Source organism: Pseudomonas sp. GZD-209 (genome assembly GCF_049310485.1).
Taxonomy (GTDB): domain Bacteria; phylum Pseudomonadota; class Gammaproteobacteria; order Pseudomonadales; family Pseudomonadaceae; genus Aquipseudomonas; species Aquipseudomonas sichuanensis.
Window position 1 is genome coordinate 1 of sequence record NZ_JBMOWQ010000117.1, and the last position, 22,858, is coordinate 22,858.

Annotated in this window: 21 protein-coding genes; 14 read left to right on the plus strand and 7 right to left on the minus strand. The window is 64.1% G+C overall.

Annotated features, from left to right (window positions below):
• Positions 1–86: 86 nt before the first annotated feature.
• The gene (locus ACO6VM_RS14540) at positions 87–1,037 is read right to left on the minus strand and encodes a homoserine kinase (protein ID WP_401056052.1); all 951 of its coding nucleotides are present in this window, start codon (positions 1,035–1,037) and stop codon (positions 87–89) included.
• 72 nt (positions 1,038–1,109) lie between these two features.
• Complete coding sequence (locus ACO6VM_RS14545) at positions 1,110–1,397, minus strand: DUF2782 domain-containing protein (protein ID WP_110995018.1); 288 nt, start codon at positions 1,395–1,397, stop codon at positions 1,110–1,112.
• Positions 1,398–1,472: 75 nt separating this feature from the next.
• Between ACO6VM_RS14545 and polA the strand changes: the two genes are divergently transcribed.
• Positions 1,473–4,238 carry a DNA polymerase I gene (gene polA, locus ACO6VM_RS14550; RefSeq protein WP_401056054.1) on the plus strand — a complete coding sequence of 922 codons (2,766 nt, stop codon included), beginning with the start codon at positions 1,473–1,475 and terminating at the stop codon, positions 4,236–4,238.
• 341 nt (positions 4,239–4,579) lie between these two features.
• Here polA and yihA read toward each other — a convergent pair whose 3' ends face one another.
• Positions 4,580–5,212 (minus strand): ribosome biogenesis GTP-binding protein YihA/YsxC, encoded by a 633-nt coding sequence (yihA, locus tag ACO6VM_RS14555; RefSeq protein WP_390970034.1) that lies wholly within the window; start codon positions 5,210–5,212, stop codon positions 4,580–4,582.
• A gap of 208 nt (positions 5,213–5,420) precedes the next feature.
• Here yihA and ACO6VM_RS14560 point away from each other — a divergent pair, with 208 nt between their 5' ends.
• The 8 genes from ACO6VM_RS14560 to ACO6VM_RS14595 all read left to right on the plus strand — a co-directional run bounded on the left by ACO6VM_RS14560 (position 5,421) and on the right by ACO6VM_RS14595 (position 13,224).
• Positions 5,421–5,723, plus strand: coding sequence for a c-type cytochrome (locus ACO6VM_RS14560; protein WP_110995057.1), 303 nt, complete (start codon positions 5,421–5,423; stop codon positions 5,721–5,723).
• A 31-nt stretch (positions 5,724–5,754) separates the two neighbouring features.
• On the plus strand, positions 5,755–6,372 hold the full coding sequence (locus ACO6VM_RS14565; protein WP_110995021.1) for a c-type cytochrome: 618 nt from the start codon (positions 5,755–5,757) through the stop codon (positions 6,370–6,372).
• 212 nt (positions 6,373–6,584) lie between these two features.
• The gene (gene dsbA / locus ACO6VM_RS14570; RefSeq protein WP_422403459.1) at positions 6,585–7,220 is read left to right on the plus strand and encodes a thiol:disulfide interchange protein DsbA; all 636 of its coding nucleotides are present in this window, start codon (positions 6,585–6,587) and stop codon (positions 7,218–7,220) included.
• Between the two features lie 12 nt (positions 7,221–7,232).
• Entirely contained in the window at positions 7,233–8,087 is an 855-nt protein-coding gene (locus tag ACO6VM_RS14575; RefSeq protein ID WP_401056057.1) for an endonuclease/exonuclease/phosphatase family protein, read from the plus strand.
• A 96-nt stretch (positions 8,088–8,183) separates the two neighbouring features.
• Complete coding sequence (locus ACO6VM_RS14580; RefSeq protein ID WP_401056059.1) at positions 8,184–10,160, plus strand: GGDEF domain-containing protein; 1,977 nt, start codon at positions 8,184–8,186, stop codon at positions 10,158–10,160.
• A gap of 98 nt (positions 10,161–10,258) precedes the next feature.
• The gene (locus tag ACO6VM_RS14585; protein WP_401056061.1) at positions 10,259–10,654 is read left to right on the plus strand and encodes a hypothetical protein; all 396 of its coding nucleotides are present in this window, start codon (positions 10,259–10,261) and stop codon (positions 10,652–10,654) included.
• A gap of 77 nt (positions 10,655–10,731) precedes the next feature.
• Positions 10,732–11,508, plus strand: a complete 777-nt coding sequence (locus tag ACO6VM_RS14590; protein WP_401056063.1) for an N-acetylmuramoyl-L-alanine amidase — start codon at positions 10,732–10,734, stop codon at positions 11,506–11,508.
• 87 nt (positions 11,509–11,595) lie between these two features.
• A complete protein-coding gene (locus ACO6VM_RS14595) occupies positions 11,596–13,224 on the plus strand; it encodes an EAL domain-containing protein (RefSeq protein ID WP_394366644.1) in 1,629 nt (542 codons plus the stop codon).
• 131 nt (positions 13,225–13,355) lie between these two features.
• Here the strand turns inward: ACO6VM_RS14595 and ACO6VM_RS14600 are convergent, their stop codons facing one another.
• Together ACO6VM_RS14600 and algB are read right to left on the minus strand one after the other, a co-directional pair.
• Positions 13,356–15,122, minus strand: coding sequence for a KinB sensor domain-containing domain (locus ACO6VM_RS14600; RefSeq protein ID WP_401056065.1), 1,767 nt, complete (start codon positions 15,120–15,122; stop codon positions 13,356–13,358).
• 8 nt (positions 15,123–15,130) lie between these two features.
• Complete coding sequence (algB, locus tag ACO6VM_RS14605) at positions 15,131–16,477, minus strand: sigma-54-dependent response regulator transcription factor AlgB (protein ID WP_390970021.1); 1,347 nt, start codon at positions 16,475–16,477, stop codon at positions 15,131–15,133.
• A 401-nt stretch (positions 16,478–16,878) separates the two neighbouring features.
• Here algB and ACO6VM_RS14610 point away from each other — a divergent pair, with 401 nt between their 5' ends.
• From ACO6VM_RS14610 to ACO6VM_RS14630, 5 genes are all read left to right on the plus strand, one after another.
• Positions 16,879–17,163, plus strand: coding sequence for a hypothetical protein (locus tag ACO6VM_RS14610; protein ID WP_390970019.1), 285 nt, complete (start codon positions 16,879–16,881; stop codon positions 17,161–17,163).
• A gap of 36 nt (positions 17,164–17,199) precedes the next feature.
• Positions 17,200–17,361, plus strand: a complete 162-nt coding sequence (locus tag ACO6VM_RS14615) for a DUF1328 domain-containing protein (RefSeq protein ID WP_003252966.1) — start codon at positions 17,200–17,202, stop codon at positions 17,359–17,361.
• A gap of 3 nt (positions 17,362–17,364) precedes the next feature.
• Entirely contained in the window at positions 17,365–17,835 is a 471-nt protein-coding gene (locus ACO6VM_RS14620) for an inhibitor of vertebrate lysozyme family protein (protein WP_401056067.1), read from the plus strand.
• Between the two features lie 742 nt (positions 17,836–18,577).
• Positions 18,578–19,912 carry a glutamate/aspartate:proton symporter GltP gene (gene gltP, locus ACO6VM_RS14625; protein ID WP_401056069.1) on the plus strand — a complete coding sequence of 445 codons (1,335 nt, stop codon included), beginning with the start codon at positions 18,578–18,580 and terminating at the stop codon, positions 19,910–19,912.
• Between the two features lie 175 nt (positions 19,913–20,087).
• On the plus strand, positions 20,088–21,317 hold the full coding sequence (locus ACO6VM_RS14630) for a nucleoside recognition domain-containing protein (protein WP_401056071.1): 1,230 nt from the start codon (positions 20,088–20,090) through the stop codon (positions 21,315–21,317).
• Here the strand turns inward: ACO6VM_RS14630 and ACO6VM_RS14635 are convergent.
• Together ACO6VM_RS14635 and ACO6VM_RS14640 are read right to left on the minus strand one after the other, a co-directional pair.
• Complete coding sequence (locus ACO6VM_RS14635; protein ID WP_401056073.1) at positions 21,299–21,922, minus strand: ABC-type transport auxiliary lipoprotein family protein; 624 nt, start codon at positions 21,920–21,922, stop codon at positions 21,299–21,301. The two genes, ACO6VM_RS14630 and ACO6VM_RS14635, sit on opposite strands and share 19 nt — an antisense overlap.
• On the minus strand, positions 21,919–22,857 hold the full coding sequence (locus ACO6VM_RS14640; RefSeq protein ID WP_401056075.1) for an MlaD family protein: 939 nt from the start codon (positions 22,855–22,857) through the stop codon (positions 21,919–21,921). The genes ACO6VM_RS14635 and ACO6VM_RS14640 overlap by 4 nt, the downstream gene beginning before the upstream one ends.
• Between the last annotated feature and the right edge of the window lies 1 nt (position 22,858).

Consider the following 22,858-nt stretch of genomic DNA (forward strand, 5'->3'; position numbering starts at 1 on the left):
TTTGTGTTCTGGGGGTTGTTGTTTTTGGGGGGGGGGGTGCCCCTCCTCCCCCCCCCCCCCCCCCCCCCCCCCCCCGCTCCCACGGTTTACAGAGCGAACGGCAACTTCAAAGCCACCTGCTGACGCATCGCCAGACGCACCTCGAATTCCCGCGGGTCATGAATGGTGACATCCATGCCGGCAAATTCCTTGGCTGCAATCAGCCGCGATAGCCAGAAGCGCACGCACGCCAGGCGCAGCATCTGTGGCCACAGTTCGGCCTCGGCCGCGGTGAATGGCCGTAGCGCCGCGTAGGCGCCCAGCAGCGCCTGGGCGCGGGGCAGGTCGAGGCCGCTGTGCTCGTCCAGGCACCAGTCGTTCACGGTGATGGCGATGTCATACAGCATTGGCCCGGAGCAGGCGTTGTAGAAGTCGATCACACCGGTCAGGTGAGTGCCTTCGAACATCACGTTGTCGCGGAACAGGTCGGCGTGCAGGTTGGCCTTGGGCAAAGCGAGGATCTGCGCCTTGTGCGCGGTGATCTCGTCCAGCGCCGGTTGCAGCAGTTGCGCCTGCTCGGGGTTCAGGCCCGGCAGCAGCTCGGCACCGGACGCCAGCATCCAGTCCAGGCCACGGTCGGTACGGCGCTCGATGATGTGCTCGCGGGTTGCCAGGTGGATATGCGCGAGCAATTCACCCACCTGGGCGCAGTGCTGGTTGTTCGGCGCTTTCACGTGCTTGCCCGACAGCCGCGGCTGCAGCAGTGCCGGCTTGCCGCACAGCTCGCGCAGGCCATTGCCGTCGCGATCACGCAGGGCATAGGGCACGGGCATGTCGGCTGTGTGCAGTACATCGAGCAGCTCGATGAAGAACGGCATGTCTTCCACCGGCCCACGCTCGACCAGTGTCAGCACGTATTCCCCTTTTTCCAGGCTGACGAAGAAATTGCTGTTCTCGGTGCCGGCGGCAATGCCCTGGAAGTCGAGCAGACGGCCCAGCTCGTAGGGCGCCAGAAAGGTTTCCAGCTCAGGCCGGGACACAGGGGTGAAGACTGACATGTTGAAAAATTGCCCATGCGGGCACTTCCCCCGGGAAGTGCCTGGTTGATAAGTACGATACGCGTTACTGGCTTACCACTCGAAGATCTTCCAGGCCGGGATCAGCATGTCCGGCTGGTCGGAACGAATGAAGTTGGCATCGGTGCCATCCGCGCGTACCAGGAAATAAGGCTTGCCGTTTTTCGGCGTGATCTTGATCGCATACAGGAAGCCGTTTTGCCGGTATTCCTGGATGGTTTTGTCGCCTTCCGTGCGAATGGTCACATCGGGATCTGCCGATGGGGCGTCGTCCGCCGCCAGGGTGACGACTGGCATGGTTGCCAACAGGCCGAGCACTAACAGGCGATTCAATGTACGCATGATAACCTAGTCCCTTTGTCGTCAATGATTCTGGCTATTCTAGCGCCGGACCCGTCGAAAAGGTTGATTCTCCTCATGAGCCAAGCGCCCCTCGTCCTGGTGGACGGTTCCTCCTACCTCTACCGTGCCTTCCACGCGCTGCCGCCGTTGACCACTTCCAAAGGCCTGCCCACCGGTGCGGTCAAGGGCGTGCTGAACATGCTCAAGAGCCTGCGCAAGCAATACCCCGACAGCCTGTTCGCGGTGGTGTTCGATGCCAAGGGCGGGACCTTCCGCGATGCCATGTTCGCCGAGTACAAGGCCAACCGCCCAAGCATGCCCGACGACCTGCGGGTGCAGGTCGAGCCGCTGCATGCCAGCGTGCGTGCCCTGGGCTACCCGCTGCTGTGTGTCGAGGGTGTGGAGGCCGATGACGTGATCGGCACCCTGGCCCGCAGCAGCGCGGCCGCCGGCCGGCCGGTGATCATCTCGACCGGCGACAAGGACATGGCCCAGCTGGTGGACGGCCACGTTACGCTGGTCAACACCATGACCGGTAGCGTGCTGGACGTGGCTGGCGTGCACGAGAAGTTTGGCGTCGGTCCCGAACACATCATCGACTTCCTCGCCCTGATGGGTGACAAGGTCGACAACATCCCCGGCGTGCCGGGTGTTGGCGAAAAGACCGCCGTGGGCCTGCTGACCGGTATCGGTGGCGGGCTGAGCGATGTGTACCAGAACCTGGACAAGGTCGCGGGCCTGGCCATTCGCGGGGCCAAGACCCTGGCCGCCAAGCTTGAGGAGCACCGCGACGCGGCCTTCCTTTCCTACGAGCTGGCCACCATCAAGTGCGATGTGGAACTGGATGTCGAGGTTGACGCCCTGGTTTGCGGCGAGCCGGACCGTGAAGCCTTGCTGGCGCTGTACACCGAGATGGAGTTCAAGAGCTGGGTCGCCGATGTGCAGCGTGATGCTGCCCAGGCTGCTCCCAAGGGCGCCGCCGCTGGCACTGCCAGTGTGGTCGAGGCACCTGCGGCCAAGGTCGAGCCGCAGTACGAAACCATCCTTGACCAGGCGCGTTTCGACGCCTGGCTGGAGAAGCTGCGCCAGGCACCGCTGTTCGCCTTCGACACCGAAACCACCGGCCTCGATGCGCAGAAGGCGCAACTGGTCGGCCTGTCGTTCGCCATCGAACCCAATGTGGCCGCCTACGTGCCCCTGGCCCACGACTATGAAGGCGCGCCTGCCCAGCTGGACCGCGAGGCGGTGCTGCAGGCGCTCAAGCCGCTGCTGGAAGACCCGGCCAAAGGCAAGATCGGCCAGAACGCCAAGTACGACATCAACATCCTGGCCAACGGCAGCCCGGCCATCCAGATGCGCGGCGTGGCCTACGACACCATGCTCGAGTCCTACGTGCTCAATTCCACCGCCAGCCGTCACGACATGGACAGCCTGGCGCAGAAGTACCTCGAGCACACCACCATCAGCTTCGAAGACATCGCCGGCAAGGGCGCCAAGCAGCTGACCTTCAACCAGATCCCGCTGGAGAAGGCCGGCCCCTACGCCGCCGAGGACGCCGACATTACCCTGCGCCTGCACCATGCGTTGCAGGCGCGGCTGGCCGAAACGCCGAGCGTGCTGCCAGTGCTGATGGACATCGAGATGCCGCTGGTGCCGGTGCTGGCGAAGATCGAGCGCCAGGGCGCGTTGGTCGATGCCGCGCTGCTGGGGGTGCAGAGTGGTGAACTGGGGGCGAAGATGGTCGAGCTGGAGCGCGAGGCGTTCGAGCTGGCCGGCGAGGAATTCAACCTTGGCTCACCCAAGCAACTGGGGGTGATCCTCTACGACAAGCTGGGCATGCCGGTGCTGAGCAAGACCGCCAAGGGCCAGCCCTCCACCGCCGAAGCCGTACTGGATGACCTGGCCGAGCAAGGCTACCCGCTGCCCAAGGTGCTGATGCAGTACCGCAGCCTGAGCAAGCTCAAGAGCACTTACACCGACAAGCTGCCGGGGCAGATCAACCCGCGTACCGGGCGTGTGCATACCTCTTACCAGCAGGCGGTCGCCGCTACCGGGCGTCTGTCGTCCAGCGACCCGAACCTGCAGAACATTCCCGTGCGCACCGCCGAAGGCCGACGCATCCGCCAGGCCTTTGTCGCAAGCCCCGGCTACCAGCTGCTGGCGGCGGACTATTCGCAGATCGAGCTGCGCATCATGGCCCACCTGGCCAAGGACGAAGGGCTGCTGCATGCGTTCCGCAATGATCTGGACGTGCACCGCGCCACCGCCGCCGAAGTCTTCGGCGTGGCGCTGGATCAAGTCACCACCGACCAGCGCCGCAGCGCCAAGGCGATCAACTTCGGCCTGATCTACGGCATGAGCGCATTCGGCCTGGCCAAGCAGATCGGCGTCGACCGCAAACAGTCCCAGGACTACATCGACCGCTACTTCGCCCGTTACCCGGGCGTGCTGGCCTATATGGAACGCACCCGCGCCCAGGCGGCCGAGCAAGGCTTCGTCGAAACCTTGTTCGGGCGCCGCCTGTACTTGCCGGACATCAACGCCAAGAACCCGGCCCTGCGCAAAGGCGCCGAACGCACCGCGATCAACGCGCCGATGCAGGGCACGGCGGCGGACATCATCAAGCGCGCCATGGTGGCGGTGGACAACTGGCTGACCGACAGCGGGCTGGATGCGCGGGTGATCCTGCAGGTGCACGACGAACTGGTGTTGGAAGTGCGCGAGGGCCTGGTGGAGCAGGTCAAAGATGAGATTCGCGGCTACATGAGTGGCGCCGCCGAGCTGGACGTGCCGCTGCTGGTGGAAGTGGGCGTCGGCTCGAATTGGGACGAAGCTCACTAAACGCGGGGTGAAAGCTGTGTAGGATCTGCGGCGTGGTGTCGCGGGTCCTGGCCTTAGATCGGCTGGTTCATGAAACTATTTCAAATAGTTTTGAGGGCCTCGGAACTAATCCGGTGAACCGCCACTCAGAGTAACTGAATGGCTGGTGAAGCCTTTCGATGCTCCTATGTTGTGTTAAGTGTTGGCAGATATCTGGACCCCGCCCTAGCGGTCCGGACTTAGACCCCGAACTTCCCCCTCCCCATACGAAGTCCGGGGTTTTTTTTGCCCGCAATTCAGCGTTTGCGGGGGCATCGTGGGACCGGCGCACCGCCGCCCCCACGCACCCAGCTCGAAAGCACTCACGCCACCGGCTTGTCTTCCAGCTCCATCCAGTCCGCCAGCACGCGGTAAGCCTCTTCCAGGCCCAGGCGCTTGGGCGCCGAGAACAGCTGGATGGTGGTGCTGTCGCCCCAGCCCTTGCGAATTTCCGACTGCACCTTGAGCAAGGTGTTCTTGCCGGCACCGTGGGTCAGCTTGTCGGCCTTGGTCAACAGGATGTGCATGGGCATGCGGCTGGCCTTGGCCCAGTCGAGCATCATCTTGTCGAAGTCGGTCATCGGGTGGCGCACGTCCATCATCAGGATCACCCCGCGCAGGCACTCGCGGCTGCCCAGGTAGGCTTCCAGGTGCTTTTGCCAGTGCTGCTTGAGCGGGATCGGCACTTTTGCATAACCGTAGCCCGGCAGGTCGACCAAACGCCGTTCATCGTCCAGACTGAAGAAATTCAACAGCTGGGTGCGGCCTGGGGTCTTGGAAGTCCGCGCCAGGCTGGCATGGGTCAGGGTGTTGAGGGCGCTGGATTTGCCGGCGTTGGAACGGCCGGCGAAGGCCACCTCGTAACCCTGGTCTTCAGGGCATTGTTCGACCTTGGCGGCGCTGAGGGCGAAGGTGGCTTTCTGGCAGAGGCCGAGGATGGGGTTCTTGACTTGCATGGGATATCCGATGTGGGTGTTGCCCGGCACTGGAACGGTTGGCCCAGGCGCGGCAAGCGGTGTCGTTTCCGTTTGGATGACGGAAGTATATAATGCCCCAGTTTTTGTGTGCTCATTCTCCCAGCGAAGGAGAACGGGCATGGGGTGCCGAACAATAGCTCGCGCAACAGAACGCAGCGCGGCCCCCAACCCTGTCAGGTCGTTCCGCATGGCGAAATGGCTGCTTGCTGTCGGTATGTTCCTGCCGTATTTCAGCGCACAGGCTACACAGGATCCCGAGGCGTTGTACAACCGCACGTGTGCGGCCTGTCACGCCGGACAGTTGCCACAGGCCCCCAAACGGGGTGACCGGGCAGCCTGGGAGCCAAGGCTGGCGCAAGGCATGGCGCAACTGGTGGCGCATGTTACACAGGGTTTCAAGGCTATGCCGCCGCGTGGATTGTGCATGGACTGCAGTGCCGAGGACTACCGATTGGTCATCCTTTGGATGAGCGGCAGTCCCGATACATAACATTTCACCCTTAGCCGTGTTGGATTAGCTGATGAACAAACTAGTCGTGAGTCTGCTGTTGACCATGGGTGTCGCGGGTGCGGCCACTGCTGCCGAACCCATCAAAGGCGATGCTGCCGCTGGCCAGGCCAAGACGGCCGTCTGTGGCGCCTGCCACAACCCCGACGGCAACAGCCTGGCGCCGAACTTCCCGAAACTCGCCGGCCAAGGCGAACGTTATCTCGAAAAACAGCTGCACGATATCAAGGCCGGCAAGCGTACCGTGCTGGAAATGACGGGCATGCTCGCCAACTTCAGCGACCAGGACCTGGCCGATATCGCCGCCTACTTCTCCAGCCAGAAAGGCAGTGTCGGTGCCGCCGACCCGAAACTGGTGGAGCGTGGCCGCGCGTTGTTCAACGGCGGCGACCTGGAGAAAGGCATGCCCGCCTGTACCGGCTGCCACTCGCCCAACGGCGCAGGGATCGCCCTGGCCGGCTTCCCGCACCTCGGTGGCCAGCACTCGCAGTACGTGACCAAGCAGCTCACGGATTTCCGTGAAGGCAACCGCACCAACGACGGCGACGCCATGACCATGCGCACCATCGCCGGCAAGCTGAGCAACAAGGATATCGAGGCGCTCTCCAGCTACATCCAGGGGTTGCACTGAGGTCAGTCGCCAGGTCCTGGGGGCTGCTTGCCAGCAACAGGGCTTCGCAACCCGCGCGTTAACAATGGGTTAATGATGTGCGACAAAGATGAAAGGGCAGCCCGTGCTGCCCTTTTTTTCGTTCAGGGTCGTACACTACAGAACTCGCGCCCTTCCCGGCCTGTCCCAGACAGGTCGCGTCGAGGCGACCAAAGACTGCTCAGGAGTAAAGCATGCGTAAACTGATTCTCAGCGCTGCGCTGGTCGCCGCCAGCGTGTTCGGTATGACCGCCGTACAGGCCGCGGAGCCTGCCACCGCCGGCAAGGAATATATCGAGCTGAGCAACCCCGTCCCCGTGTCCGTGCCGGGCAAGATCGAGGTGGTCGAGCTGTTCTGGTACGGCTGCCCGCACTGCTACCACTTTGAACCTGTGATCAATCCGTGGGCCGAGAAGCTGCCCAAGGACGTCAACTTCAAGCGCGTCCCCGCCATGTTCGGCGGCCCGTGGGATGCCCACGGCCAGATGTTCCTGACCCTCGAAGCCATGGGCGTCGAGCACAAGGTGCATGCCGCGGTCTTCGATGCCATCCAGAACCAGCGCAAGCGCCTGACCGACCCGCAAGACATGGCCGACTTCCTGGCTACCCAGGGCGTCGACAAGGACAAGTTCCTTGCCACCTTCAACTCCTTCGCCATCAAGGGCCAGGTCAACCAGGCCAAAGAACTGGCCAAGAAGTACGAAATCACCGGCGTGCCAAGCGTGGTGGTCAACGGCAAGTACCGCTTCGACCTGGGCACCGCAGGTGGTCCGGAAGGCGTACTGAACGTTGCCGACCAGTTGATCGACAAGGAGCGCGCCGCTAAGTAAGCGGCGTACCCCATGGCTCGCTTGCGCTCCACCCGTGGCGTCGGCCTGCACCAGCCGCAGGTCAACGAACATCACCTGCAGGCCTCTGGCCTGCCAGAGGATGGTCGCCTGCGGCTGCTCAGTTTCAACATCCAGGTCGGCATCAGCACCGAGCGCTACCGTCATTACCTGACCCGCAGCTGGCAGCACCTGCTGCCGCATACCGGGCGAGCGGGCAACCTGCAGAAGATCGGTGACCTGCTGGGCGATTTCGACCTGGTGGCCCTGCAAGAGGCCGATGGCGGCAGCCTGCGCTCAGGCTACGTCAACCAGGTGGAGCACCTTGCCCAGCTGGGCGCCTTCCCCTACTGGTATCAACAGCTCAACCGCAACCTCGGGCGTTTCGCCCAGCACAGCAACGGCGTACTCAGCCGCCTGAAGCCCCAGCACCTGGAAGACCACCCGCTGCCCGGCCCGGCCGGTCGCGGCGCGATCCTGGTGCGCTTTGGCGAAGGTGACGACGCGCTGATCGTGGTGATGATGCATCTGGCGCTGGGTGCCAAGACCCGCGCCCTGCAACTGGCCTACATTCGCGAGCTGATCGGCGGCTACCGTCATCAGATCCTCATGGGTGACATGAACACCCACGCCACCGACCTGCTCGAGCACTCGCCGCTGCGCGATCTGGGCCTGATTGCCCCCCAGGTCGAGGCCACCTTCCCGAGCTGGCGGCCACAGCGCTGCCTCGATCACATCCTGCTCAGCCCGAGCCTCACCCTGGAACGGGTCGAGGTGCTGGCACAGCCGATTTCCGATCACCTGCCCGTCGCCGTCGAGATCCGATTGCCTGATGCCCTGACTGTGGATACGCTGCCGGTCCTGAGCTAGGCCTGCGTATGTGATCGGCGCGTTCAAGTGTTGGGGACTTGTGCCGAAATCCAGTCATCACAGGGCTAGATGCCATCACCCTTTGCGGATTCAGGCATGAGCGAAGAAGCCGAGCGCTGGAAAGAAAAGTACCTTAAAAGCATCGAACAGCAGGAAAAGCTCGAAAGGCGTTGGGACGCCCGGCTCGACCTGTTGCGTCGTGGCCTGGTGCGCAGCACCCTGGCAGCGGAAGGTAGCGACAAGATCGTCGACCAGTGCATGAAGGAAATGCGCGAAGTCATCCGCAGCGACAATATGGACGCCGGGCTCGCCGGGTTGATCCCACGCCTGGAAAAGGCCGTGCTCGATTCCGAGCAGCGTCGGGAAACCCGCATGAACCAGGTCAGCGACGCGTTGACAGCACTGGTCAACCAGTTGCAGGCCTTGCCGCTGCCGGGTGAAGTGTCGCGGCCCCTGAAGAAACTGGCGAAAAAGCTCGACGGTGGCGTCAGCCAGTCCCGTGAACTGCCGCCCCTGCTGGGTGAGCTCAGCGGTCTGCAAGGGCGAGCCTTGAGTGCCGTGCAAAAGCCGGACGACGAGGCCCGCCCGGGTTTGCTGCAGCGCCTGTTCGGTGGGCGCGATGAAGCGCAGGGTGAGCTGCAGCCTGCGCCACAACCTGCCCAGCCGGAGGAAAGCGCGAGGCTGGTTGCCGAGCCGGATACGCAACCGCAGGATGCCGACGAGCTCCACCCGTTTGCGGCCAGCGTACCTGCCCCACCGCAGCAGCCGATAATAGAGCCGTCGGGCCCGGTGCTGGTCGAAGCCGTTGAAGCCGTTTTCGCGGCGCCCCAGCCGCAACCCGAGCCTGAGCCTCAAGCCGAGCCTGAGCCTGAACCCGAGACGCAGATCATCGAGCAGCAGGCGGCCGAGCCTGCGCCATTACCTGCCGAGGTTGTGCCCGAAGTCGCCCAGCCATCACCTGTAAAGACACTCGAAGAGCTGGTCGGCGAAGACGGCCCATATGCCCTGCCCGACGCCGTCGAGCCGCCCTACAGCCAGGTGGCCGCCCATATCGAGCAGACCTTGATCGGCCTGCTCGACGACCTCAGCCTGCCCGAGCGCCACAAGGCCCAGGCCCTGGAGATGCGCGAGCGCGTGGCGCGCGGCCTCAACTGGTACGAACTGATCCCGGTGCTGGATGACCTGGCAGTACTGATGCTGGCCATTACCGACAGCGGCCAGCACGAGTTCGAAGCCTACCTGCAGCAGCTCAACGAACGCCTGGAAAGCTTCCAGAGCCATTTGCACGAAGCCAGTACCGGCCATGCCGACAACAGCTCCGCCGCACGCGAGCTGGACAGCCAGCTGCGCGAGCAGGTCGACGGCCTGCAGAGCAGCGTGCAGGGTGCTGCCGATGTCGACAGCCTCAAGCACATCCTGGAAGGCCGCCTGGAAGGGTTGCTGCTGACCATGGACGACCACCAGCACGAGCGTGACCGCCGCGAGCAGGAGCTGGCCGGCCGCCTGCATGGCTTGGCCGAGCGTGTGGCGAGCATGGAGCAGGAGGCCCTGGGTTACCGCGAGCACCTTGAAGAGCAGCGGCAGAAAGCGATGATCGACCCGCTGACCGGCCTGCCCAATCGCGCGGCCTGGTCCGAGCGGGTCGAACAGGAAGTGCTCGACTGGCATGAAAACGGCGGCCACCTGGCGATGGCTATCCTCGACCTCGATCACTTCAAGCGCATCAATGATGGCTATGGCCACCTGGCGGGCGACAAAGTGCTCAAGATCGTCGCCGACCAGCTGCGCAAACGCCTGCGTGGTCGGGACTTCATCGCCCGCTTCGGCGGTGAGGAATTCGTTTTGCTGCTGCCGCAAACCTCACCGCCCGCCGCAGTGCAGGTTGCCGAAGCACTGCGTGGGGCTATCGAAGCCTGCCCGTTCCACTTCAAGGGCGAGCGGGTGGTGATCACCACGTCCATCGGCCTCAGCGCCTTCCGCCCCGGCGAGCGTGGCGACCAGGTGCTCAAGCGCGCGGACGAAGCCTTGTATCGGGCCAAGGACAAAGGGCGCAACCGCGTCGAGCAGGCATAAATAGATACCGCTTGCGCCACTACGGGGTCATCGACACTGCGGGCGAGCGCTGGTTTTCAGCGCATCGCCAACAGATCGATCAAACCCGGAGTGAATAAATGAAGATGACCCAGTGGATCATGCCAGTGCTGCTGAGCCTGATGTTCCAGGCAAACGCCATGGCCAAGGATGTGGTGCTGACCGCGCATGTGGCTGCCGATGGCAGTGTCCTGCGCCAATGGCCGGAATGGATCAGCAAGGTCGAGCGCCAGCCGCAAGCCGACTATTTCACGCAATACAAGCTTAAGTTCAATCCGCGTATCGTCCATCAGGACCCGGGCTACTGTTCGGTGCAGCCAATCGATGCCAGCAGCCATGACAGCCTGATGCATGGGCAGGCCAAGGTCATCGGCAAGCCGCTGGCGGAACAGGTGACGGTCATGACCCAACTCGTGGACAAGAACGGCCCGAGCGGGGACAACTCGCTGGAGTTCCTGGTCATGTGCACGCGCTGAAAGCAACACTAACGCCAGGGCGGCAGCACGTTATACTGTAGCGCTGTTGTCGCCTACTCAATGACGTGCCCCCTGCAATGAAAAAGCTCCTCACCGCCCTGCTCCTGCTGGCCCTGGCCGGTTGTTCCAGCAGCCTGCGCATCGACCGCAGCCACCCTTCGGTCAACCAGGACAGCCGCATCCAGTTCGTCGTCGTGCATTACACCAACGCTTCGCTGGAGCGCTCGCTGGCGTTGTTGACCCACGGCGAAGTCAGTAGCCACTACCTGATCGGCGATGGCCCGGCCACGGTCTACCAGCTGGTCGACGAAAACCGTCGCGCCTGGCATGCCGGCGACAGCCAGTGGCAGGGCCGCACCTGGCTCAATTCCAGCTCCATCGGCATCGAGATCGTCAACCCGGGCTACACCGACACGCCGGCTGGCCGGGTCTGGCACCCTTACAGCGAAGCCCAGGTGCAGGCGCTGATCGCCCTGCTCAAGGACATCGTCAAGCGTAACAACATCGACCCACGCCATATCATCGGTCACAGCGACATCGCCCCCCTGCGCAAGCTCGACCCCGGGCCGCTGTTCCCCTGGAAGCGCCTGGCCGATGCCGGGCTAAGCATCTGGCCGGACGCCGCGTCGGTGGCACGCCAACAGGCCTACTTCGACGCCAACCCGCCGACCGTCGCCTGGTACCAGCAGCAACTGGCGCGTTTCGGCTACGCCATCGACCAGACCGGCGAGCTTGATGTGGCCACGCGCCACGTCATCGCGGCGTTCCAGATGCGCTTCCGCCCGCAGCGTTTCGACGGCCTGCCGGATGCGCAGACTGCCGCCATGCTCCAGGTGCTCAACCGCAAACGTTGAACCTTGTAGGGGCTGCTTCGCGGCGCCGTCTTCCGAACGGCAAAGCTGGCTACTCATTCAGTTGCTATACCTTTGGTATTCAACTGGATGCCGCGCATGCCTGCCCCTAACGCCTCAGTGCGTCAATTTTTTCACCACCCCTGGCTGCTCGCGGTGCTCGCGGCCTTGGGCAGCGCTGCGCTGCTGTTGGCCGCCAGTGTCGGTGTGACCCTGCAGCAGATGAAGGACAGTGAAAGCGCCCAGATGAATGCCCGTGGCGAGCGCTTTCTCGAACGGCTGGAGCAGGTGTTCGGCCAGTTGCGTGAAGGGGTCGACCAATTGCAGTCCCAACCCCTGCGCGGCTGTGGCCCGCCCATGCAGGCCCTGCTGCAGCAGGTGGCGCTGAAGTCGCGGTTCATCTACGAGGCGGCCTATGCCGATGGCCAGTCGGCCTGCTCCAACCGCGGCGGCGAGCGGGTCATCGAGCCCTTGCGTGCACCGGACATAGAAGGGCCGACCTACAGCTATTGGCTCAACACCACCACCGAACCCAATGAAAACCTGGCTGCCCTGATGCTGGGCCGTGGCAATTTCCTGGTGTCGACCTCGCGCGGGCATCTGAGCGATGTGGTCGACCTGCCGCCGGGCGGCAGCCTGCTGGTGGTGCTTGACCGCGGCAACCGCGCGATCCCGGTGCTCGGCCCGCCGCAGGCCTGGCCGCCCACGGCGGACTGGCCGCCGCCGTCGCACAAGTCGCTGCTGGAGCTGCATGATCGGCTGGTCTATCGCATGGCCACCAAGTCGCCCGACTACCAGTTGGTGCTGATCGCCCCGCGGGCCAGCCTGCCGCTGAAACTCAACGGGCTGCTCTGGCTGCTGTTCCCGGGCAGCCTGGTGCTGGCCTGCTGCATCGGCTGGCTGGTGCTGCAACTGATCCAGCAGCGCCGCTCGATGAGCTCCGAGCTGCAGCAGGCCTTGCGCCGGGGCGAGTTGCAGGTGCTGTATCAGCCGATCATCGAACTGGACAGCCGCCGCTGCGTGGGGGCCGAGGCGCTGATCCGCTGGCGCCGCCCGGACGGCAGCCTGACCAGCCCGGAGCTGTTCATCCCGCTGGCGGAAAATACCGGGCAGATCCGCCAGATCACCGATTTTGTCCTGCAGCGGGTGCTTGAACAGCTCGGCCAGCTGCTGCGCGCCAACCGCCACCTGTACATCTCGGTGAACCTGGCGGCCTGTGATGTCATGGAACCGCGCATCGGCCGGGTTGCCGCGCGGTTGCTGGCGCAGCATCGGGTGGCCGCCAGCCAGATCGCCTTCGAGGTGACCGAGCGCGGGTTGATCGACGTCGTGGTGGCCCGGGACAACCTCCAGGCTTTGCGCACGGAAGGCCATCAGGTGCTGATCGATGATTTCGGCACCGGCTATTGCAGCCTGGCCTATTTGCAGACCCTGCCGGTGGACTGCCTGAAAATCGACAAGGCGTTCATCGACGCCCTTGGCCACGACGCCGCCAGCAGTGGCGTGGCCCCGCACATCATCCGCATGGCCCACGACCTGCACCTGCGGGTGATCGCCGAGGGTATCGAGTGCGAGGACCAGGCGCAGTTCCTCAGCAGCGAAGGGGTCAACTACGGCCAGGGCTGGCTGTTCGCCCACCCGCTCAACGCCCGCCAGTTCGCCGAGTTGATCACCCGCGGGCGGCGGGTGGCGGGGCGGCGGATCAATGATGAGCCTTGAGCGTTTTGCTGCCCTTGGGGCCCTCATCGCCGGCAAGCCGGCTCCCACAGGGGCTGCGGTGATCCTTGGGAGCCGGCTTGCCGGCGATGAAGGCGGTGAGCCAAGCCCGAGCGTCCAGGCTGGCGGTGCACTCAAACCGGCAACGCCATGTAGAACTGTGTCCCCTGCCCTGGCCGTGAGAACACCCCCATGCGCCCGCCATGCAACTGCACGATCTCCTTGCACAGCGCCAAGCCCAGGCCGGCCCCGCCTTTCTTGCGCCCGACCTGCACGAACGGCTCGAAGATCCGCCCCTGCTGGCCATAGGCAATGCCTTCGCCGTTGTCCTCGACGCTGACGATCACCCGCTCCGCGTGCCGCCGTGCATGCAGGCGGATATGCCCGCCGCTGGCGGTATGGCGGATGGCGTTGTGCAGCAGGTTGTCCAGCACCCGGTCGAGCTGGGCGATATCGGCCTGGATCCGCGGCAGCGGCGGTTCCAGTTCGCGAATCAGCTCGATCTGTTTTGCCGCAGCCTGCTCGGCAAAGCGGGCCTGGGCCCGTTCGAACAGGTCGTCGAGTGCGCAGGGCGCCAGTTCCAGCTTTTGCAGGCCGCTCTGGTAGCGGGAAAAGTTGAGCAGGTCGTTGATCAGTTGGGTGAGGCGCTGCATCTCCTCGCCGATGGTTTCAAGCAGGTCATGCTCACGGGCTTCGGCCGGGAAGCTGACCCGCTCGCGCAGCAGACCGAAGGCCATGTGCATGCCGGTGACCGGGGTGCGCAGTTCGTGGGAGGCGCGCAACACGAATTCGCTGCGTACCCGCTCGAAGGCGCGCTGTTCGGTGACATCGTGCAGCACCATCACCGCGCCGAGGATCGGCCCTTGTGGGTGGCTGACCGGGGTCAGGCTGTAGGTCAGCAGGCGGCTTTCTTCGTCCACCTCCAGGCTCAGGTCGTCGGGCGGGCGATCCAGGCTGCCGCCGCGCAGCACCTGGCGCAGTTGCTGCTCCAGCTCCGGGCGTTGCAGCGCTTCGGCCAGGCTCGCGCCCAGGCGGTCGTGGTCCCAGCCCAACTGGCGCTGGGCCACCGGGTTGAAGTGCTCCAGGCGGCCCTGGCGGTCGATGATCAGCAGGCCGTCGTCGATGCTGTCGAGCACCGCTTGCAGGCGCTGCTGGCCCGCGAGCAGTTCGTCGACGTTGGTCGCCTGATGCTTGCGCAGGGCATCGGCCATCAGCCCGAAGCGTCGGGTCAGCTGGTTCAGCTCGGTGGCCTGGGTGACGGGCAGGGTCACGTCGAAGTTGCCCTGTCCCAGCTGGTCGGCCGCTTCGGCCAGCGCCTCGATGGGCTGGCCGAAGCGCCGAGCAATGTTGTGCGCGGTGATGAAGCCCAGCACCAGCACGGCCAGGCCCATCAGGCCAAGCAGGCCGCTGATCAGCAAGGCACGGTCGCGGGAGGTTTCCTCACTGCGGGTGATGTGCTGCAACGCCTGCTCGTGTGAGTCGAGCAGGTCGTTGCGCAACTGGCTGAAGGCCGCCCCCAGGGGTTGCTCGGCCCCCAGGCTGCGCCAGGGGGCCGGGCTCTCCCGGTAGGCCTGGAGGAAGGCCTGGTAATGGCTGGCGGCCTTGCTGAAACCGGTCCGTTCGCCGCCCTGCTCCAGCCCTTGGGTGAGCAGGGCCTGGAACTCGCTCTGCAAGCTGGCCAGGCTTTGCGCGGTGGTGTCCTCGTCGAGCATCAGGGTCAGTTGCTCGCCCAGGTTCTGCCGCAGCTTCAGCCCCAGTTCCAGGGTGTGGGAGGTGTCCTGCACCAGGCGCTGCTGCATGGTTGCCATCTGCAGCACACTGACCAGCCCCAGCAGCAGCCCCAGCAGGGCCACCGTGACCAGCGCCGAAATGCTCAGGAACAGCCGCGTGCGCAGCTTCATTGGCGTTTTCACAGGTTGAACTGCTTGCGCTTGCGGTACAGCGTGGAGGCGTCGATGCCCAGGGTCTTGGCGGCTTGGTCGAGGGTGTCGCTGGCCGCCAGCACTGCCGCGATATGGGCACGCTCCAGCTCGTCCAGGCTCAGTGCGGCGCCGACCCTTGGCGCGTTGCCGGTGGGCTGCTCGCCCATGCCCAGGTGGCTGATTTCCACGCGCTCCTGCGGGCAGATGATGCTGGCGCGCTCGACCACGTTGCGCAACTCACGGATGTTGCCTGGCCAGCGATAGTTGAGCAGTGCCGTGCGGGCTTCGTCGCTGAAACCACGGGCTGGGCGTGAATATTCTTTGACGAAGCGGGCGAGGAAGCGCTCGGCCAGGGTCAGGATGTCCTCGCTGCGCTCACGCAGCGGTGGCAGGTGCAGGGTGATCACGTTCAGGCGATAGAGCAGGTCTTCACGGAAACGGTTCTCGCGGACCATCTCGTCCAGGTTGAGGTTGGTCGCCGCCAGGATGCGCACATCGGCACGGCGGGTGACCGGGTCGCCGACCCGTTCGTATTCCTTGTCCTGGATGAAGCGCAGCAGTTTTGGCTGCAATGTGAGGGGAAAATCGCCGATCTCGTCGAGGAACAAGGTGCCGCCGTCAGCCTGGCTGACCCGCCCCAGGGTGCTTTCGCTGGCGCCGGTGAAGGCGCCCCGGGTGTGACCGAACAGCTCGCTCTCCATCAGTTCGGCATTCAGCGATGGGCAGTTGATGGTCACGCAGGCCTTGCGCGCGCGCTTGCTCCAGCCATGGATGGCGCGGGCCAGCTCGCCCTTGCCGGTGCCCGACTCGCCGAGGATGAGGATGTTGGCGTCGGTGGTCGCCACCTGCCGGGCGGTTTCCAGCACGGCCATCATGGCCGGGGTGTGGGAGTCGAGGCCGTCCTTGGGTTTGCGCAGCTCGCCTTCCAGGGCTTCCAGGCGCGCCGACAGCTGGCGCACTTCCAGTTGCTTGGCGGTAGCCAGGCGTAGCTGGTCAGGGCTGCAGGGTTTGACCAGGTAGTCGGCGGCGCCGGCCTGGATCGCGTCCACGGCGGTATCGATCGCCGAATGGGCAGTGACGATCACCACGCGCATCCAGGGGGCCTGGACGCGCATCTGCGCCAGCACATCGAGGCCGTTGTCCTCGCCCAGGCGCAAATCGAGGAAGCACAGGTCGAACACCTGGCGCTGCAGCAGGGCCTCGGCCTGGGCGGCACTGTTGGCGGTGGCCACGCTATAGCCCTCATCCTCGAGGCAGTAGCGGAAGGTACGCAGGATGGCGGACTCATCGTCCACCAACAGAATGCGGCCTTGGTTGTCCTGGGCTGACTCCATTTTCCTGCGCTCCTTTGGGATAGATCTCAATTAGTGTCGGAAAAATCGGGCAAGTTGCATGGTCGATTCTGATTGATCCGACGCCCTGCATGCTAGCCGGTTGCCTTCATGGTAGCTAAGTGACTGATAACTCTGGAGTTGGGTGCAAAAGGGTGGCCGTCATGGCGGTTGTGCAGAGCGCTGGTGGATGCCGCCCACCTGAAGAGCGGGCCAGGTGCGAGGGTGGATCGTGCAAATCGCCCGACGCGTTTGCTGGTCATCGTGCAGGATACGCCCCTCTCGATTTCGTCTAATTTCATAACTATATGATTTTATTGAATTTTCTTAACTGAAAAAGACTGGCACGCGAGCTGCAAATACCTGTTCAGGTTTCAAGAACAAGTACAGCAGGAGGAGCCGGCATGAATCACCTACCCACCAACCGCACGCAGTACGCCGTACTGCCCCTGCGCCAGTTGCTGTTCCTCGGCGCGGCCTTGCTGATCACCCTGGCAGCCGGCCAGTTCTACTACAGCTGGCAGACCGCCCGCCTGGCCGACCAGGTGGCGGCGCAGACCCTGGTGCTGACGCAGCTCAAGGCGAGCCGTGTGAGCACCCAGGTGGCGGCGGTGGCGCCGTTGCCGGTGGGTGACACCACCCCTGCACGGGTCGAGAACGTCCAGCCCGAGCAACGCTGGGTGTTCTAGACCACCAACGATTTTGCACACGTAAGGAGAAACATCATGCTGAGCTGGGCTATCACCTTCCTGATCATCGCCATTGTCGCCGCGGTCCTGGGCTTCGGTGGTATCGCTGGCGCGGCGACCGGCATCGCGAAGATCCTGTTCATCGTCTTCCTGGTGCTGTTCGTGGCTTCTTTCTTCTTCGGACGAGGCAGGGGTTGAACCATGAGGCGGATGCTTTGCCATGCCTTGGCTGGCGCCCTGCTTGCGGGCGCCAGCAGCCTGGCGCTGGCGGCCAATGACGGCCAGGTCCGGGCCAACCAGTTGTTAGGCTCGGACCCCGAATACCAGGCAACCTGGCAGGACACGATCAAGGGCGAGGAACGTTTGCCCGAGTGGGTGATCAACCTCACCGGCAGCGCCCCGCTGCAGATGTCGGCGGTCACCGAGGACGGCGAGCAGTATCTGGTCGGCCCGTTGTGCGAGGCCGACAGCACCTGCACCTACAAGCGCCTGATCGTGGCGTTCAGCTGGGACAAGGACAATGCCTACGGGATGCTCGTGGAAGTACCCGAAGGCCTGCCCTCGGACAAGTCGCCCACCCGCCATGCGGACTATCGCTGGCTGGGCAAACCTGACGACGGCATGAAAGCCTTGCTGCAGGAGCAGCTCAAGCGCGACCCGAACTGGTACTGAGCCATTTGTGGCCTGCGGGTACGCACTGTCACGAAATAGAAGCTGAACCTTTCTATCTTTCTGGCTTCTATGATGCGCCGCCCCGAGGAGGGGCAGCGCATGACCAGGGGGCCGGGCTGTTCTGATTGTTGCAGGATCGGAGTGGCCTAGGGGTACAGGGAGTACCTCCGCAATGGGCCGGGTCAGGCGAAGGTGGCATCGGAAGTTACAGGTCGGTCATGTCCTACAGGGATCAGAGACCGATCTGGCTTCCGAGGTGCCTTTCTTTAGGACTCATTCCTGATATGTACGTCTTTTCACCAAAGACACATTTTGTCTTGACCGTACATCGAAATTTTTTAGCCTGACTGACAGCTCAGGTTCAGTGGCATTTCAGCCATTCGGATTGTCGAACACGCCATCCAAACCCCCGTATGCACACCGTCAATTCTGCCGAATTATGGCGCTTTGGTCTTGTTCGGAAATCCGAACGTTGAAAATCAAGGGCTTGGCGATGCTCGATTTTGTGTTCTGGTCTCATGCCGATTCGGCATGGGGTACTCGTTTCCGGCATTAGACTGCCCCCCTTCCCATCGCAATAGTTGCCGCCTTTTTCCCTGGCCCAAGCACTCGAAAGATGTGCTCGCGGTGTCCTTTCATGGGGCCACCGCACGCCAAGATCGTGTTGCCATCACGCTTTAAACGGCTCTGGTACGCGGCTTTGCGGTTGGTGTCCTTGACCACTACAACAAAGGGTAATGACATGAAGAAGGCAAAACTGAGCCTCGCCTGGCAGATCGTCATCGGTCTGTTGCTGGGCGTTGCAGTCGGCGCGCTACTGAATCATTTCAGTGCAGAAAAGGCATGGTGGATCAGCAACGTCCTCCAGCCGGCCGGCGACATCTTCATTCGCCTGATCAAGATGATCGTTGTCCCGATCGTGATTTCGTCGCTGATCGTGGGTATCGCCGGAGTTGGCGACGCGAAGAAACTGGGTAGCATTGGCCTCAAGACCATCCTCTACTTCGAGGTGGTGACCACCATCGCCATCGTCGTCGGCCTGGTGCTGGCCAACGTGTTCCACCCGGGCGCCGGCATCGACATGAGCACCCTGGGCACCGTCGACATCTCCAAGTACCAGGCCACCGCGGCCGAGGTGCAGCATGAGCATGCGTTCATCGAAACCCTGCTCAACCTGATCCCGTCGAACATCTTCGCAGCGCTGATGCGTGGCGAAATGCTGCCGATCATCTTCTTCTCGGTCATGTTCGGCATGGGCTTGTCGAGCCTCAACGCCGAGCTGCGCGAGCCGCTGGTGCGCACCTTCCAGGGCGTGTCGGAGACCATGTTCAAGGTCACCCACATGATCATGAACTACGCCCCGATCGGCGTGTTCGCCCTGATCGCCGCCACTGTCGCCAACTTCGGCTTCGCCTCCTTGCTGCCGCTGGCCAAGCTGGTGCTGCTGGTGTACTTCGCCATCGCCTTCTTCGCCTTCATGGTGCTTGGCCTGGTGGCGCGCGTGTTCGGCTTCTCGATCATCAAGATCATGCGCATCATGAAAGACGAGCTGATCCTCGCCTACTCCACTTCCAGCTCCGAGACCGTGCTGCCGCGCGTGATCGAGAAGATGGAAAAGTACGGCGCGCCGAAGTCGATCTGCTCGTTCGTGGTGCCGACCGGCTACTCGTTCAACCTCGACGGTTCGACCCTGTACCAGAGCATCGCGGCGATCTTCATCGCCCAGCTGTACGGCATCGACCTGTCCTGGAGCCAGCAGCTGCTGCTGGTGCTGACCCTGATGGTCACTTCCAAAGGTATCGCCGGCGTACCAGGCGTGTCCTTCGTGGTGCTGCTGGCCACCCTGGGCAGCGTCGGTATCCCGCTGGAAGGCCTGGCCTTCATCGCCGGTGTCGATCGCATCATGGACATGGCCCGTACCGCGCTGAACGTGGTAGGTAACGCCCTGGCCGCCGTGGTCATCGCCAAATGGCAGGGTATGTACGACGCCGAAAAAGGCGAGGCGTACTACAAGGCGCTGGTGCTGGACAAAGGCAAGACCGAGGCAGTGGTGGCCGGCAAGACCGTCAACCAGTAAGCCTTCGCGCTGAACAAAAAGCCCCGACTTGTCGGGGCTTTTTGCATTTTGGCGTCGTGGGAGCGGGCTTGCCCCGCGATTGCCGGGATGGCCTATCGCGGGGCAAGCCCGCTCCCACGCTGCCGTCGATGGTTCGATACGCTATCATTCGGGCATTTTTCACGGGGGATCACAGATGCTCAACGGCCTCTGGCTCGGCTTTTTCCTGGTGGCGGCCATTTCCGCCCTGGCCCAATGGCTGGTCGGCGGCAACGCCGGCATCTTCGCCGCGATGGTCGAGAGCATCTTCGCCATGGCCAAGCTGTCGGTCGAGGTCATGGTCCTGCTGTTCGGCACCCTGACGCTGTGGCTGGGCTTTCTCAAGATCGCCGAGCAGGCCGGCATCGTCGAATGGCTGGCCAAGGTGCTCGGCCCTCTGTTCGCCCGGCTGATGCCGGAAGTGCCGCCCGGCCACCCTGCCCTGGGCCTGATCACCATGAACTTCGCCGCCAATGGCCTGGGCCTGGACAACGCCGCCACCCCCATCGGCCTCAAGGCCATGCGCGCGCTGCAGGAGCTCAACCCCAGCAGCACCACGGCGAGCAACGCGCAGATCCTGTTCCTGGTGCTCAACGCCTCGTCGCTGACCCTGCTGCCGGTGACCATCTTCATGTACCGCGCCCAGCAGGGCGCGACCGACCCGACCCTGGTGTTCCTGCCGATCCTGCTGGCCACCAGCTGCTCGACCCTGGTTGGCCTGCTGTCGGTGGCGGTGATGCAACGCCTGCGCCTGTGGGACCCGGTGGTGCTGGCCTACATGATTCCCGGTGCGCTGCTGCTGGGCGGTTTCATGGCGTTCCTCGGCACCCTCTCGGCGGCCGCGCTGGCCAGCCTGTCGTCGATCCTCGGCAACCTGACGCTGTTCGGCGTGATCATCCTGTTTTTGCTGATCGGCGCCTTGAAGCGGGTGAAGGTGTACGAGGTGTTCGTCGAAGGGGCCAAGGAAGGTTTCGACGTGGCCAAGAGCCTGCTGCCGTACCTGGTGGCGATGCTGGTGGCAGTCGGCGTGCTGCGCGCTTCCGGCGCCCTGGAACTGGCCCTGGACGGTATCCGCCATGCGGTGAACTGGATGGGCCTGGACAGCCGCTTCGTCGAGGGCCTGCCCACCGCGCTGGTCAAGCCGTTCTCGGGCAGCGCGGCGCGGGCCATGCTGATCGAGACCATGCAGACCCACGGCGTCGACAGCTTCCCGGCGTTGGTGGCGGCGACCATCCAGGGCAGCACCGAAACCACCTTCTACGTGCTGGCGGTGTACTTCGGCGCGGTGGGCATCCAGCGGGTGCGCCATGCCGTCGGTTGCGCCCTGCTGGCCGAGCTGTCCGGCGTGGTCGCGGCGATCTTCGTCTGCTACTGGTTCTTCGCCTGAACCTGGGCGGCCTGGCTCACGGTCCAGTCGATCACCTGGCGCGCCAGCTGGTCGCTGGCCGCGCCGAAGCCGGCGACCGCTGACGGCACCTGCGGGTTGGCGAGTGGCTGGCGCACCTCGAAGCGCTTGCTGGCAAGGATGCGCTGGCTGCGCCCCTGCACCAGCCGGGCGTCGTAGCGGATCACCACCTCCACCTGGCCCTGCGCCCGGTATTCACTCTGGAACGCCTGCAGCTCGCCGCCCAGTTCGTAGTCGGCCTGCAGGTTGGCGTCGTCGGCGCTCAGGCGCTGCACCCGGCCGTCGCGCTGGAAACCATCGAGCAGGCGGTTGCGCACCAGCATGGGCACCGGGTCGCTCCAGCGCGCGCCCTTGTAGCTGCTGATCACGTCACCCTGGGGGATCACCGCGATGCGTGGCCCGGCCAGGGCTTCGCTGGCCAGGGGTTTGTTCAGGCGCAGCGACCAGCTCGCCGGTGTGGCGCTGCCGGCCGCCTGCTGCACGGGCAGTCGGTAGATATCCACAGGTTCGGTCTGCGGCAGGATCGAGCAGGCCGAAGCCAAGCTCAGCGTGGCGGCCAGGGCGAGCAGACGTGGCGACAGGCTCATGGCTGGAACTCCTTGTTGTTGTCGCGACCGAGCAGATAGCCGCTGGGGTCGGCCTCCAGGCGCCGGGAGATGCCCTTGAGCGCATTGAGGGTGTCGCGCAGCTCGCGGATGGCCGGGGCGATCTGGTTCAGGCCCTGGGCGCCGTCGTCGAGGGACTGGCGGTTGTCCTGCAGCAGGCTGTTGATGGTCGCGCTGCTTTGCGCCAGCGACTGCATGGCCTGCTCGGCGCTGCCGATGGCCTGCTTGCCCTGGGTGCCGAGCAGGCCGTTGGCGTTGCGCATCAGCGCCTGGGTCTCGGCCAGGGTGGCGCTGGCCTGCTTGCCGACCTCGCCCAGCTGGGCGATGGCCGCACCGATGCCGTCTTTCTGGCTGGCGAAGGCGCCGGTAGTCTGGTCGAGGTTGGCCAGGGTGTTGCTCAGGTGCTCGATGTTGTTTTCCGAGAACATCTGGTTGGCGTTATGCAGCAGCAGGTTGATGTTGGTCACCAGGTCGCTGCTGTCGTTGAGCAGTTGCGAAATCGGCGATGGCGAGGCGACGATCACTGGCAGTTTGCCGTCCTGGCCCTTGAGCGCTGGGCTCTCTGGCGTGCCGCCGGTGAGCTGGATGAACGAGTTGCCGGTGACCCCGGCCAGGGTCAGCTTGGCCTTGGTGTCTTCCTTCACCGGCGTGTCGGCGGACAGGCGAATGCGCGCCAGGACCCGGCGCGGGTCTTTCGGGTCCAGGCGCAGGGTGCTGACGTCCCCGACCTTGATGCCGTTGTACTGCACCGGGCTGCCGCGGGACAGGCCGGAGACGGCCTCGTTGAACACGACTTGATAGTCCTTGAAGGCGTCGTCGACGCTGGACTTGGTCAGCCACAGACCAAACAGCATGGCGCCAGCCACCACCAGCACGGTGACCAGGCCGATCAGGACATGATGCGCTCGGGTTTCCATC